Origin of the sequence: Pseudomonas sp. FYR_7 (assembly GCF_043106155.1) — a bacterium.
In the GTDB taxonomy this organism is placed as follows: domain Bacteria; phylum Pseudomonadota; class Gammaproteobacteria; order Pseudomonadales; family Pseudomonadaceae; genus Aquipseudomonas; species Aquipseudomonas parafulva_B.
In genome coordinates, this window is the sequence record NZ_JBICMI010000072.1 from 67,912 (window position 1) to 81,111 (window position 13,200).

Consider the following 13,200-nt stretch of genomic DNA (forward strand, 5'->3'; position numbering starts at 1 on the left):
GATATCCTGATGAGCGTAAACACTCTGCGCAGACTTTGCCTGGCGCTATTGGCCAGCACGGTGCTGCCAAGCCTGGCTAACGCCGACCAAACGTTGCGCATCGGTTATCAGAAATCCTCGACCCTGCTGACGCTGCTCAAGGCTCGTGGCAGCCTGGAGCAGCGCCTGCGGGCCGAGGGCATTCGCGTCACGTGGCATGAATTTCCAAGCGGATTGCCGCTTTTGGAAGCGCTGAACCTGGGCAATGTCGATATTTCGGCGGATGTTGCCGACACTGTGCCTGTGTTCACCCAGGCAGCAGGTGCAAAGCTTACGTACTTCGCCCGCGAGACACCGTCGCCGACCGCTCAGGCTATCTTGGTACCTGCGGATTCGACCCTCAAGACCTTGGCCGACCTCAAGGGCAAGCGCGTGGCCGTGACCAAGGCAGCAGGCAGCCATTACCTGCTGATCCAGGCGCTGGCCCAGGCGGGGCTCACGTTCAAGGACATCAGCCCCGCCTACCTGATACCGGCCGATGGCCGCGCCGCGTTCGAGAACCGCAAGGTCGATGCCTGGGTGACGTGGGACCCTTATGTGGCCAGCGCCCAACGTCAGCAGAATGCACGCATACTTGCCGATGGGAGCGAGTTGGCCAGCTATCAGCGCTACTACCTGGCGGGCAGCGACTATGCCAAGGCTCATCCTGAGGTGTTGCAGCAGGTCTACCTCGCCTTGCGTGAGGCCGGCACCTGGACCAAAGCCCACCCGGCCCAGGCCGCGCGCATTCTCGGTCCACTGTGGGGCAACCTGGACAGTGCCACGGTGCAACAGGCCAACGCCCGGCGCAGTTACGACGTACAGCCGGTCAGGCCAGAAAACCTGGGCGAGCAGCAGCGCATCGCCAATGCCTTCTATCGTGAAGGGCTGTTGCCGAAAAAGGTGGATGCGAGTGCCGTGAGCCTTTATGAGCCGGTTCAGAAGTAGTGCAAACAGGGCGGTAGCCCGATGGTAGGACCGCGACGTTGAAGTCCTGGGCCTGCTGCGCCGCCCAGCACGGCCGGGAATGCTCCCAGGCAAAACTCAAGCATCCAGATGCAGTGCAAGTGCTCCGAACGGCCAAAGCTGTCCTGAGCATTACGCGTTACCTGTAGGAGCGGTCTCGTGCCGCGATGGCCCGCGCAGCGGGCCCGGCGATATGAGCTCAAAGGTATAAATTTCGGGCTACCCCGCCGCATCGCGGCCCAGAGAGGCACCGGCAAAGCTGTCTCGCCCCAACATGGCTGGATCAGCCTTTTTCAGCCATGACCTTCTCAAGCTTCTCCTGATCGCGCGCAAACTGGCGGATGCCCTCGGCCAGCTTCTCGGTAGCCATGGCGTCTTCGTTCATGTCCCAGCGGAACTCGCTCTCACTCAGTTGACGCTTGGGCTCCCCGGCATTGCCTGGCTTCAGTACCTGCTGCAGGTCGCCTTGATCCTCGCTCAACTGCTGCAGCAGCTCTGGGCTGATGGTCAGGCGATCGCAACCGGCGAGCTGTTCGATCTGGTTGGTGTTGCGGAAGCTGGCGCCCATGACCACGGTGTCGTAGCCGTTGGCCTTGTAGTAGTTGTAGATCCGCGTGACGGACTGTACGCCTGGATCATCGGCACCGGTGTATTCATTGCCCGTGCTTTTCTTGTACCAATCGTAGATCCGGCCCACGAACGGCGAAATCAGGAACACACCGGCGTCGGCGCAGGCCTGGGCCTGGGCGAAGGAGAACAGTAAGGTCAGGTTGGTCTGGATGCCTTCCTTCTCCAGCTTTTCGGCGGCGCGTATGCCTTCCCAGGTAGACGCCAGCTTGATCAGCACACGGTCACGGCCAACACCGGCCTTGTCGTACAGCTCGATCAGCGAGCGCGCCTTGGCCAGCAGGGCAGGCTCGTCGAACGACAGCCGCGCATCCACTTCGGTCGAGATACGCCCGGGGATGGCTTTCAAAATGCCCGAACCCACCGCCACCGCGAACATGTCGCAGGCCTGGTCCACATCACCGTTGGCCTCGCCCTTTACGCGCTTGAGCAACTCGGCATAGGCCGGGATGGCAGCAGCCTTGAGCAGCAGCGACGGGTTGGTGGTGGCATCTACCGGCTTCAGGCGCGTGATGGCGTCCAGGTCACCGGTGTCGGCGACCACGGTAGTGAACTGCTTGAGTTGTTCCAGCTTGGAAGTCATGGGCGTGCTCTGTCCTGTGCAATGGGCTCGACATTACCCCAGCCCCCACGGTCGCTCAAGGGCCCGGCTGTACGAGAGGTGAATGTTCGAGTACCCACTGTCTCCCAGGTTCCCTTCAGGCCGGGCCTTGCATCGTGTCGCGCGACTAGCAGGCACTTGCGTGACACGCCAGCGCCCTCAACGCCCCTGCAGCAACTCGACGGCCTGGTCGAACACGGCCAGCGGCTCGGCCGCCTTGTGGATGTCTGCCGAAAGCAGTTGGCGGAACCTACGAGCGCCCTTGAAGCCCTGGGCCAGGCCGAGAATATGCCGGGTCACGTGATGCATCGCACCCCCTGCCTGCATATGCGCCACGATGTAAGGTCGTAACTGCGCCAGCACTTCGGTGCGGGTGACCACCGGTGCAACGCTGCCGAACAGCTGTTGATCCACCTCGGCCAGCAGGTACGGATTGTGATAGGCCTCGCGGCCCAGCATCACGCCATCGAAGGTCTGAAGGTGGGAATGGCAGTCGGCCAAGGTCTTGATACCGCCGTTGAGCACGATCTCAAGGTCCGGGAAATCAGCTTTCAGTTGCGCGGCGACGTCATAGCGCAGCGGCGGCACTTCGCGGTTTTCCTTGGGCGACAACCCTTCGAGTATGGCGATGCGTGCGTGCACGGTGAAACTGCGGCAACCCGCCTCGCGCACCTGCCCGACGAAGTCGCACAACTGTGCATAGCTGTCGCGGCCATTGATGCCGATGCGGTGCTTGACCGTCACCGGTGTCGAGACGGCGTCGCGCATGGCCTTCACGCAATCGGCCACCAGCGCCGGGTGCGCCATCAGGCAAGCACCGATCATATTGTTCTGCACCCGGTCGCTGGGGCAGCCGACATTGAGGTTGACCTCATCATAGCCATCTGCCTCAGCCAGGCGCGCACACGCCGCCAGGTCCACTGGCACACTGCCGCCCAGCTGCAGGGCCAGCGGGTGCTCGGAGGCATCGTGGCGCAGGAAACGCTGGGCGTCGTTGTGCAGCAGGGCACCGGTGGTGACCATTTCGGTGTAGAGCAGGGTGTGCTTGGAGAGCAGGCGCAGGAAGAACCGGCAGTGGCGGTCGGTCCAGTCCATCATGGGGGCAACAGAAAACCGCCTCACTACCGTATCCATTGGGCGGGCCGCGTTTTCTGGCGTTTCGGGGGGCATTCGAAAATCTCTCGGTTACGGATGTTTAGCGCTTTCTGCTGACAGGTCACTGCCGTTACCGCCTCAGAGAGGAGGCCTAGTTAGCCAGGTCTAGTGCTCAGACCACGATCAAGCGCAAAAACGTGAATTCTATCAGGTCTGCTACTCCGTAAGTCCCTGTTGACTGCACCTCTCGGCCGGGAAACCTCTCGATCTGTTAAGCCAAATTACCTCTTGCCAAGTCACGACGAGCTTGACTGAACGCCATCCCCACAGGCAGCTCTGACTCTAAACACACCTCAAGCTCAACAAGGTCAAGCCATGACGATCACTCTCAACAGCTACACCACCGTCAAAAGACGCGAACGTGTCCCTCACGCGATCTTCGCCCACTACTGGCGCGACGTGCACGGCCCGTTGTGCTCACGGCTGCCAGGGCTGGGCTTGTACATCCAGCACCACTTCTCGCGCACCCAGGACGCACACCTCTGGCCATTGGCCGAGGGCGTGGGAGAGATCGCAGACTACGAACTCGATGGCGGTGTAGAGATCGGCTTCAAGTCCGCCGACCAGCAGGCGCGCTTCAAGCAAGCCAGCCCTATCCTGTTTTCTGACGAACAGAACATGTTCGACGAAACGCTGGCGTACGATCTCCCGCAAGGGTCAACGATGGTGGTCAATCGGCTGGCGGACGAGCGCCTCAATGGGCTCGATCATGCCGACCGGATTCATGTGCACATGAGCCCGCGACAAAGCCTTGAAGATCTGCAAGCGTATGTGCGCGACAAACTCGCGCCGACCCTGGCGCAGGATGCCTCGGTATTGAAAGTGCAAGTGCACCTGTGTGCCCCCTTCCAGAACGATGGGAATCATCCGCCGGCACCAGACGTTGCGCACACGGCCACGCCGGCGCGTGCCGAACTGGTAATCATGGAAGTCGCCTTCGGAAACCCTGTGGCCCGGCGCCGTTTTTTCGAGGGGCAGGTGTTCAGGGGGACGCTGGCGGATCAGGCCCGGCACATTGGAAGTTTGAAGGCGTTCGCGGTCAGTGGCGTGTACAGCTACGTGGTCGATGGGGAAATGACCACGGCCGGGCTGCGCGGCAGCCGGGCGGCGGAATTGATCGAGTACCTCGGCGCGATCAATCAACTGGAAAGTGAAGTAGAGGCAGTATTCAAAAACGTTGAAGCAGCAGGTTAAGCTGCTCCAACATCCAATACGTGCGGAGCATGCCTGCGGGAAAAGCGCGGCTCGGTCCAATCGCTGAGAACGAAAGCAGGTCGTCGCTGTAATTCTCGAATGCAGCACGGTTGGCGCCCAAGAGGCGCCCCTGTTCAATGCAGCACCTGACTCAAGAACAACCGCCCTCGCTCACTCTGAGGCCGTTCGAAAAACACCGCCGGCGCGGCCTGCTCGACCACCTCGCCCTGGTCCATGAACACCACCCGGTGCGCCACGGTCCTGGCGAAGCCCATTTCATGGGTCACGCACACCATGGTCATGCCGTCCTCGGCCAGGCTGACCATGGTGTCGAGCACCTCCTTGACCATTTCCGGGTCCAGTGCCGAGGTGGGTTCGTCAAACAGCATGATCTTGGGTTTCATGCACAGCGCCCGGGCAATCGCCACGCGCTGCTGCTGGCCGCCGGACAATTGGCCGGGGTACTTGTGCGCCTGTTCGGGAATACGCACCCGCTCCAGGTAATGCATCGCCAAGGCTTGCGCTTCGTGGCGCGGCATCTTGCGCGCCCACATGGGCGCCAGGGTGCAGTTCTGCAGGATGGTCAGGTGGGGAAACAGGTTGAAGTGCTGGAACACCATGCCGATTTCGCGGCGGATGGTCTCGACTTGCCTCGCGTCGTGGGTCAGCTCGACGCCCTCGACCACGATGCGGCCCTGCTGGTGTTCTTCGAGGCGGTTCAGGCAGCGAATGGTGGTCGACTTGCCTGAGCCGGACGGGCCGCACAGCACGATGCGCTCACCTGGCTGCACGCTGAGGTTGATGTTCTTGAGCACCTGAAAGTCGCCGTACCACTTGTTGACGTTCTCCATCTGGATCATGGGTTGGATGGCCGGTGTATCCAGGGATGGGGTCGCTTCGTTCATCTGAAATACTCCTGGCTGGCGCGCAGACACGCTTGGCCGGTGCAAGCGGGCGCTGGCTGCGGGAAGATAGGGTTGAACACGCTGTTCGTTCAGTGCAGAACGCTATGCAGAAACTGCCGGGTGCGAGCCTCTTTCGGCGCGCTGAAGAGCTGAGATGGCGGCCCGGTCTCGATGACCTTGCCGGCGTCGAAGAACACCACGCGGTCGGCCACTTCGCGGGCGAAGCCCATTTCGTGGGTGACGACGATCATGGTCATGCCCTCGGCCGCCAGGCCCTTCATGACATTGAGCACGTCGCCGACGGTTTCCGGGTCCAGCGCAGAGGTGGGCTCGTCGAACAGCATCAGCTTGGGTTTCATCGCCAAGGCGCGAACGATCGCCACCCGCTGCTGCTGGCCGCCGGACAGCTCGGCCGGGTAATGCCCGGCCTTGTGCCGCAGGCCGACGCGCTCGAGCAAGGCCAGGGCGTGGGCCTGGGCTTGCGCCTTGGTTGCGCGCCTGAGCTTGACCGGGGCGAGCATCATGTTGGCCAGCACCGTCATGTGCGGGAACAGCGTGTAGTCCTGGAACACCATGCCCACGTCCTCGCGTAGCCGGGCCAAGGCCTTGCGGTCTGCCGCACGCGTCTGATCGCCATCGCCAACCACCACGGTACCCTTGGAGGGCGGTTCCAGGCTGTTCAGGCAGCGGATGAAGGTGGACTTGCCCGAGCCGCTGGGGCCGATGATGACCACCACCTCGCCTTGGCGCACGTCCATGTCGACGCCCTTGACCACTTCATGGGGGCCGAAACTTTTATGCAGGTCGCGAACCGTCAGGATTGTGCTCATAGGCCCGCCTGTGCCCGGGTCAGGGCTTGCAGGTTGAGGTCGGCGGCGCTCATGCGCTCGCGGCGCTGCTGGTTGGCCGCACGCTCTGCGTCCAGGCGCTTGCTGGCGCGCGCCAGGCTGGGCATCAAGGACCCAAGCGACGGGCCGCCGGCAGAGCTGCGGCCCTGCACGTTGCTGGCCGGGTCCAGGCAATCACGCACCTTCTGCTCGGGTAGGTGCAGGGCATGGCCCAACTGCTCCAGGGCGCAGGTGTCGATCATCCGGGTGGTGATCTGATTGGCCGGCAGGCCCTGGTCCATGGCCATGCGCACCACGCCCCCGACCACATGGTGGGCTTCGCGGAACGACAGGTCGACCTCGCGCACCATCAGGTCGGCCAAGCCGGTGGCGGTGGAAAAATCCTCACCGGCGCGGCGTGCCGCCAGGTCACTGTTGGGGGTGGCGGTGCGCAGCACCAGGTCCAGCAGTTTCAGGCAGCGCAGGCTTTCTTCGGCAGCTTCCCAGAAGCCCCGTGTCCCTTCGCGATTGCCGTCGCCGGTATGGGAAAAATTGGTGCCCTTGATGGTCACGCTCGCACCCATCAGCAGGCCGACGATATGGCCACTGCGGCCCTTGAGGTACTCCAGCACGGTGGGGTTCTTCTTTTGCGGCATGATGCTGGAAGTGGCAGCGACGCTGTCGGGGAAGTCGATGAGGTTGAACTCATGGGTACTCCACACGAAGTAGTCCTGCGCCACGCGGCTCCAGAACACCGCCAGGTTGCTCAGGTGCGACAGGCTTTCGAGCAGAAAATCCCGCGAGCCTATGGCATCCAGGGCATTGTCCAGGTAGCCGTCGAAGCCCAGCAGCTCGGCGGTGCGGGCGCGGTCGATGTCGAACGGCGTGCCGGCGAAGGCGGCTGCTCCAAGCGGGCACTGGTTCATCGATTCCAGGGTCTGGGTCAGGCGTTTGCTGTCGCGCTCCAGGGCCTGTTCCACCGCACTCAGGTAATAGCCGTAGGTGATCGGCTGCGCCGGCTGAAGGTGCGTGTAGCCAGGCATCACCACTTCGGCGTACCGCTCGGCGCAGTCAAGGGCCGTGGCGCGTACCGTTGCCAACTCGTCGATCAGGTCCATCAGCAGGTCGCGGCAGCGCAGGCGGTCGAGGGTGGCCAGGATGTCGTTGCGGCTGCGACCGGTGTGCAGGCGCCCGCCAATGTCAGCGCCAATCTGCTCGATCAGGTGCGCCTCGTAGTTGAAGTAGGCGTCCTCACGCGAAGGGTCCAGCTCGACCGCATCCGCGCCTGCCTGCTCCATGTCCAGCACACCCTTGGCCAGCACGCTGGCATGGTCGCCGCGGATCAGGCCTTGTTCGGCCAGCATCAGAATGTGCGCCTTGTTGACGTTACCCAGGTTCGCGAAGCCGCTGGCAAAGCCTTCCAGGCGCGGGCGGTAGATGTACTCGTTCACTTGCGGCGCGGTGCTTTCCTTCAGGCGCCGACTGACTTTGGATGCTTGCATGCTGGAACCTCTTCAGTGGAAGTACGTGCCGCCGGACGACCCAGACGACGTTCGAGATAACGGCTGAGCCAGGTCAGCGCCGAACAGATGACGAAGTACACCAACAGCACCACGCCGTAGACTGCGAAGGCGGGGCTCACGCCGGTCATGACGGTTTCCCGCTCGATGATGATCTGACCGACCTTGAGAAACTCCCCCACACCCACAAGGGCGCCCAGGGACGTGGCTTGCACCAGGATCGTCAGCAACCCGGTGTAGGCCGGCAGGATGGCTTTCATCGACTGCGGCACAACCACATACAGGTAGATCTGCCAGGGGCGCAGGCCCAGGGCCCAGGCACTTTTCCACTGATGCCTGGACACCGACTCCAGCCCGCCACGCACGATCTCGATGCCGTTGGCGCTTCCCCACAAGGTCAGGCCCACGGTAACGGCGGCGAAAGGGCTCAGGTCCACACCGAACATCGGCGCACCGAAGAAGATGAAGAACACGTTGACGATCAGCGGAATGGAGCGAAACAGCTCCACGTAGCCATGGATCGTCCACCCCAACAGGCGGTTCTTGACCGTGGCCAGCACGCCGAGCACGGCCGAGATCAGCGTGGTGAACAGCAACACCACCAATGCTAGGTACAGGGTCATCAACAACCCTTTGCACACGAAGCTCCAGTTTTCGAGTAGGAAATTCATGGTCGCCTCACTGCCGGAAAGGGCGTTGCAGGTGGGCGGACAGCCGCGCAGTCATCAACGCGAGTACCCCCACCAGCACCAGGTACATGACGCAGATGGCCGTGAACATCTCGATGGCGCGAAAGTCCGTGGCGATGCGGTCCACTGCGACGAAGGTCAATTCCGCAAGGCCGATGGCCTGTAGGTAGGAAGAGTTCTTCAGCAGTGAGATCGCGGTGTTGAGCATCGCCGGCAGGCTGGTGCGAAAGGCGATGGGCATGGCGATCAGGGCAAAGTACTGCACGGGCTTGAGGCTCAGTGCCAGGCTCGCCTCGCGCATGCCACGCTCCACCGTGGCTAGCCCGCCGCGGATGTTCTCGATCTGGTACGCACCGGCCCACAGCGACAGGCACACCACACCCGACCAGAACAGCGATAACCCAAGCCCAATGGCCGGCAGGCCGTAGAAGATGAAGAACAACTGCACCAGGATCGGCGTATTGCGGATCAGCTCCACGTACAGCGCCACTGCCTGGGACAGCACCGGGATCTTCATGACGCGCACCGCCCCGCCCAGCACCCCGATCAACAGCGAGCAGAGGATGGCCAGGGCTGTGATGCGCAGTGTCATCAGCACACCGTCGAGCAGGGCAGGCCATTGCTCGACCAGATAATGGACGTCGAACTCCATGATGGCGGCCGATCAAAGCGCTTCGGCAGGCTTGGCCTGCTCGAAGACGCTGATGTAGTAGCTTTGGATGTTTTCGGGTACGAACTGCTGCACCCAGCCTCGGAACAGGTGTTCCTCGCGCATGCGCAATACCGCCGCGCTCAGGAAGTCGCGCCACTGCGCTTCGTTCTTGCGCACGCCGATGGCCGCGTCAGAGATCTGGAACGGTTGACCTATCAGGCGGGCATCCTGGTCGTTGTCGGCGACCACCACGAGGGTGGCGGCATCGTGGGTGTAGGCGTCGGCGCGGCCCTGGCGAAAGGCTTGCAAGGCATCGGCGGCGCTGTTCATGCGCAGGGTCTTGACGTCGGGCATGTGGTCTTCGAACCATTTGGCCTGCACCGACCCTTTGAGCGTGGCGAGAGTCTTGCCCTTGAGGTCGGCGATCGCGCGGGCCGGGCTGTCCTTCTTCACCACCACGTCACTGGCGCCCCACCGGTAGGGCGTAGTGAAGTCGATCACCCGTTGGCGTTCCGGGGTGACGCCCAGGGTGGCGATCAGCAAGTCCACCTTGCGCCCCAGCAGCTGCGGCACACGGTTTTCGGCGGTCACGCAGGTGAAGCTGACCTTGTCCTTCGAGCCCAGGGCCCATAGCGAAATCTGCTTGGCCATCTCGACCTCGACGCCGGCGAATTCACCCTTGTTGTCCTGGTAGCCATACGGTGGCTGGTCGCAGCGCACGCCAGCGCGCAGGTGGTCCGCCTCCCTGATGGCTGCGGGGACGGCGGGCAGGTCGGCGGCCTGAACGGTGGGTACCGCCGCCAACGACACGCACGTCAGGGCCAGTGCAGCGCTTAGTTTCTTATACGAGAACGACATGATGCCTCCTGATTACCGGGCTGCACCGCGCCACTGTGCGGGGGCGATGCGTGAGTACAAGGGCAGAGCTGAAGTGACGCTGGAGCACCGGTGTTATGTGTGTTGTTGCCGGTATGCGCTCGGGGGTATCGCGCTGCATCGGAGCAGACGTCGATGTGGTTGTAGTTATAAAATCTGCGCGTCATGCAATCAAATGACAATACATCAACCCGTCATGCAGAAATGATATGGCCATCAATTTCAAGCAGATCGAAACCTTCCGCGCGGTCATGCTCAGCGGCTCCATGACAGCAGCGGCGCAGGCGCTGCATACCTCCCAGCCCAATGTCAGCCGGCTGATTGCGCAACTGGAACGGGCCAATGGGTTCAAGTTGTTCGAACGGGTAGGGGGGCGTTTGCTGCCAACCGATGAGGGCGCGCAGTTTTTCGCCGACGTAGAGCGCGCCTTCATCGGGCTGCACAGCCTGGAAACGTCCGCAGAGCACCTCAAGCGCGGCGGTACCGGGCAGTTGCGGATCGGTGCGGTGCCGTCCCTGACCCATGGTCTGCTGCCCAAGATCATCCAGCGCTTTCGACAGCAGAACCCGCACGTTCATATTTCCATCCACACCAACGACTCGCCGAACGTGGCGCACTGGGCCGCGACCCGGTTCTGCGATGTGTGCCTGGTGTCCTATGTGGCCGAGGACATGGCGGGCGTGCAGTCCCAGATCATCTGCGATGTCCCTGGCGTGTGCATCTTCCCCAAGGGCCACCGGCTCGGTGCCTTGCAAGCCGTGACGCCTGCTGACCTCAAGGGCGAAGAATTCATTTCGCTTTCGCATACCGACGGCTCCCGCACGCGGCTCGACCGGCTGTTCGCCGAGGATGACCCGCGGGTGCTCAACCTGGACGCCACCCATGCCGCCACCGTGTGCTCACTGGTCGGGCTAGGGCTGGGGGTGAGCGTGGTCAGTCCGCTAGTGGCGGCAGAATACTTGCACACCGGCATCGACATACGGCCGTTTACGCCGCAGTTGCGGTTCTACACCTATCTGCTCCTCTCATCCGACCGGCCTGAGAACGTGCTGACTCGACGGTTTCGGGTGTTGGCGGGGGAGATGTTGGGGGAGGCGGCGCAGGCATGTACCGTCGGCCTTGGGACGTAGGCTCGGTACCGCGGCTTATTTCCTCGGTAGGAGCAGCGCAGCCTCAAGCCCACCTGCCGCCCGGTTTTTCAGGACCACCCGGCCACCCAGGTGCCCCATGATGGCTGCCACGATCGACAGCCCAAGGCCAGCGCCGTTGGGGCTGTTGCGGCTGTAGAAACGTTCGAACACCCGCGAGAGGCTCGCCTCGTCGATACCTGGCCCTTCGTCCTGCACCACCAATTCGACACGCTCATCGTTGCCCCGCAGCGAGACGGTGATGCGCCCCCCAAGGGGCGAGTGCTCGACTGCATTGGACATCAGGTTCTGCAGCGCAATGCCCAACGCGCTGGCATCGACGGCTACACGGTGCTCGCCGCCCTCTATTTCCAGGGAGGGTTCCAGGCCTTTGTCCAGTATCCAGGGGGTAAGCTCGGCCAGGATGTCAGTGACCACCTCGGCAAGGTCGACGTGCTCATGGGGGCGCTGGCCGATTCGAGGCTCCACCCGGGCCAGTGTCAGCAGTTGGTTGACCACCCGCGTCAATCGATCAACGCCGCCCATCAGGAACGTCAAGGCCTTGGTGCGTTCGGCTTCGTTGCTGGCAGCCAGTGCGTTCTGCGCATGCAGGCGCAGCACCGCCAAGGGTGTTCGCATTTCGTGAGCAGCGTCGGCAATGAAGCGATGTTCACGGCGCAGCAGGTCCTTGATCTGGGCCAGCAAGCGATTGAGGGCAGCCTGCATGGGTTCGAGCTCCGAGGGCAGCGGCACCAGTTGCAGCGGTTCGAGTGATTCGGCATGCCGCGCGCGAATGACGTCGGCCATGTTCTTCAACGGCTTGAGCCCCCAGCCGATGGCGGCCCATACCAGCACGGCAAGCGCCAGGCCGCCCACCAGAAATGGCATCAGGGTGTGACGAACGATTCGGTCGATCAAGTCATAGCGCACGTCATCGCGCTCACCCACCCAGATTACCCAGCCTTTGTCGGGCACCGGTAGCACGAAACCGCGCCATTGCTCGTCGTTGCTGGTGAAATCGTAAAACCCAGGCCGCCTGGGCCGCGGATCCAGACGAGGTGCGCTGGGCGTTTGCACCATCAGTGCGGCGTTTTCGTCCCAGACCTGGAAGGCCAGCTTGCTCTCGTAAGGATGCCCCACCCGGTGGCGGCCCGCCTGGGCCAGCGCGGTGTTGAAGGCACGGTACAGCTCGTCACGCGCGCCGCCTTGAACCGGCATGCTCATTACTCCCTGCAGCAGGCGTGCATTCTGGGCAAGGTGCGCGTCGTACACTTCGTTAATTTCATGGCGGCTGTCATGGTAGTTGTACAACGCCAGCAAGCCGGTGCCGATCAGCAGCAAGAGCATGACGCGCCACAGCGTGCGCTGGCGTAGCGACCTCATACCTTGGCCTCGACCAGGTAGCCGATGCCGCGCACAGTGCGTATCAGGCCATTGAACAGTTTCTTGCGCAGTTGGTAGATGTTCACTTCCAGGGTGTTGCTTTCCGGCTCCTCGTCCCAGCCATAGAGCAACTGCGTCAGGCGTTCGCGGGTGAAGACCTTGCCGGGCTGGGCGAGTAGCTCATGCAGCAGTCGGTACTCCTTGGGCGTCAGCACCACTTCGGCACCCTTGAAATGCACCTGCTGGGTTGCCGGGTCCAAGCTGACACCACCGTGCTCGATCAGCACCGTGGCCCGGCCAGCGCTGCGGCGCAGCAGGGCACGCAGGCGTGCCTTGAGTTCGTTGAGGTCGAAGGGTTTGACCAGATAGTCATCCGCCCCGGCATCAAGCCCCGCGATGCGGTCCTCCAGGGCATCGCGTGCGGTGAGAATCAGCACCGGCAGGCTGTTGCCTCCTGCTCGAAGCCGGCGCAGCAATTCGATACCGTCCAGGCGTGGGAGGCCCAGGTCCAGTATCAGCACGTCGAATGCTTCATGCTGCAGGGCGTGCAAGCCACTGACGCCGTCCTGCAACCAGTCAAGGGTGTAGCCCTCCTGGCGCAAACCATCGCAGATGCCTTCACCCAACGCGCTATCGTCCTCAACCAGCAGCAGGCGCATG

Annotated in this window: 13 protein-coding genes; 3 read left to right on the plus strand and 10 right to left on the minus strand. The window is 62.7% G+C overall.

What is annotated here, in order from left to right:
• Positions 1-9 precede the first annotated feature (9 nt).
• Entirely contained in the window at positions 10-966 is a 957-nt protein-coding gene (locus ACF8R3_RS17740) for an aliphatic sulfonate ABC transporter substrate-binding protein (RefSeq protein ID WP_058639633.1), read from the plus strand.
• 301 nt (positions 967-1,267) lie between these two features.
• Here ACF8R3_RS17740 and tal read toward each other — a convergent pair whose 3' ends face one another.
• Both tal and dusA read right to left on the minus strand, forming a co-directional pair.
• Complete coding sequence (gene tal / locus ACF8R3_RS17745; protein WP_058639632.1) at positions 1,268-2,194, minus strand: transaldolase; 927 nt, start codon at positions 2,192-2,194, stop codon at positions 1,268-1,270.
• Between the two features lie 177 nt (positions 2,195-2,371).
• The gene (dusA, locus tag ACF8R3_RS17750) at positions 2,372-3,382 is read right to left on the minus strand and encodes a tRNA dihydrouridine(20/20a) synthase DusA (RefSeq protein WP_392515962.1); all 1,011 of its coding nucleotides are present in this window, start codon (positions 3,380-3,382) and stop codon (positions 2,372-2,374) included.
• A 300-nt stretch (positions 3,383-3,682) separates the two neighbouring features.
• Between dusA and ACF8R3_RS17755 the strand changes: the two genes are divergently transcribed.
• Complete coding sequence (locus ACF8R3_RS17755) at positions 3,683-4,561, plus strand: EthD domain-containing protein (RefSeq protein ID WP_392515963.1); 879 nt, start codon at positions 3,683-3,685, stop codon at positions 4,559-4,561.
• A 134-nt stretch (positions 4,562-4,695) separates the two neighbouring features.
• On the opposite strand, the gene ACF8R3_RS17760 is transcribed toward ACF8R3_RS17755, so the two are convergent.
• The 6 genes from ACF8R3_RS17760 to ACF8R3_RS17785 all read right to left on the minus strand — a co-directional run bounded on the left by ACF8R3_RS17760 (position 4,696) and on the right by ACF8R3_RS17785 (position 10,012).
• A complete protein-coding gene (locus ACF8R3_RS17760) occupies positions 4,696-5,466 on the minus strand; it encodes an amino acid ABC transporter ATP-binding protein (RefSeq protein WP_058639629.1) in 771 nt (256 codons plus the stop codon).
• A gap of 89 nt (positions 5,467-5,555) precedes the next feature.
• Positions 5,556-6,296, minus strand: coding sequence for an amino acid ABC transporter ATP-binding protein (locus ACF8R3_RS17765; RefSeq protein ID WP_392515964.1), 741 nt, complete (start codon positions 6,294-6,296; stop codon positions 5,556-5,558).
• Entirely contained in the window at positions 6,293-7,795 is a 1,503-nt protein-coding gene (argH, locus tag ACF8R3_RS17770) for an argininosuccinate lyase (RefSeq protein ID WP_392515965.1), read from the minus strand. Before argH ends, ACF8R3_RS17765 begins: the two co-directional genes overlap by 4 nt.
• Positions 7,765-8,484, minus strand: a complete 720-nt coding sequence (locus ACF8R3_RS17775; protein ID WP_392515966.1) for an amino acid ABC transporter permease — start codon at positions 8,482-8,484, stop codon at positions 7,765-7,767. Before ACF8R3_RS17775 ends, argH begins: the two co-directional genes overlap by 31 nt.
• A 7-nt stretch (positions 8,485-8,491) precedes the next feature.
• Positions 8,492-9,154 carry an amino acid ABC transporter permease gene (locus ACF8R3_RS17780; protein ID WP_023534227.1) on the minus strand — a complete coding sequence of 221 codons (663 nt, stop codon included), beginning with the start codon at positions 9,152-9,154 and terminating at the stop codon, positions 8,492-8,494.
• A 12-nt stretch (positions 9,155-9,166) separates the two neighbouring features.
• A complete protein-coding gene (locus ACF8R3_RS17785) occupies positions 9,167-10,012 on the minus strand; it encodes a transporter substrate-binding domain-containing protein (protein WP_392475333.1) in 846 nt (281 codons plus the stop codon).
• A 227-nt stretch (positions 10,013-10,239) separates the two neighbouring features.
• Between ACF8R3_RS17785 and ACF8R3_RS17790 the strand changes: the two genes are divergently transcribed.
• A complete protein-coding gene (locus tag ACF8R3_RS17790) occupies positions 10,240-11,160 on the plus strand; it encodes a LysR substrate-binding domain-containing protein (protein WP_230376709.1) in 921 nt (306 codons plus the stop codon).
• Between the two features lie 15 nt (positions 11,161-11,175).
• On the opposite strand, the gene ACF8R3_RS17795 is transcribed toward ACF8R3_RS17790, so the two are convergent.
• Positions 11,176-12,540 (minus strand): ATP-binding protein, encoded by a 1,365-nt coding sequence (locus tag ACF8R3_RS17795; protein ID WP_392515967.1) that lies wholly within the window; start codon positions 12,538-12,540, stop codon positions 11,176-11,178.
• On the minus strand, positions 12,537-13,199 hold the full coding sequence (locus ACF8R3_RS17800; protein WP_058639377.1) for a response regulator: 663 nt from the start codon (positions 13,197-13,199) through the stop codon (positions 12,537-12,539). The genes ACF8R3_RS17795 and ACF8R3_RS17800 overlap by 4 nt, the downstream gene beginning before the upstream one ends.
• Between the last annotated feature and the right edge of the window lies 1 nt (position 13,200).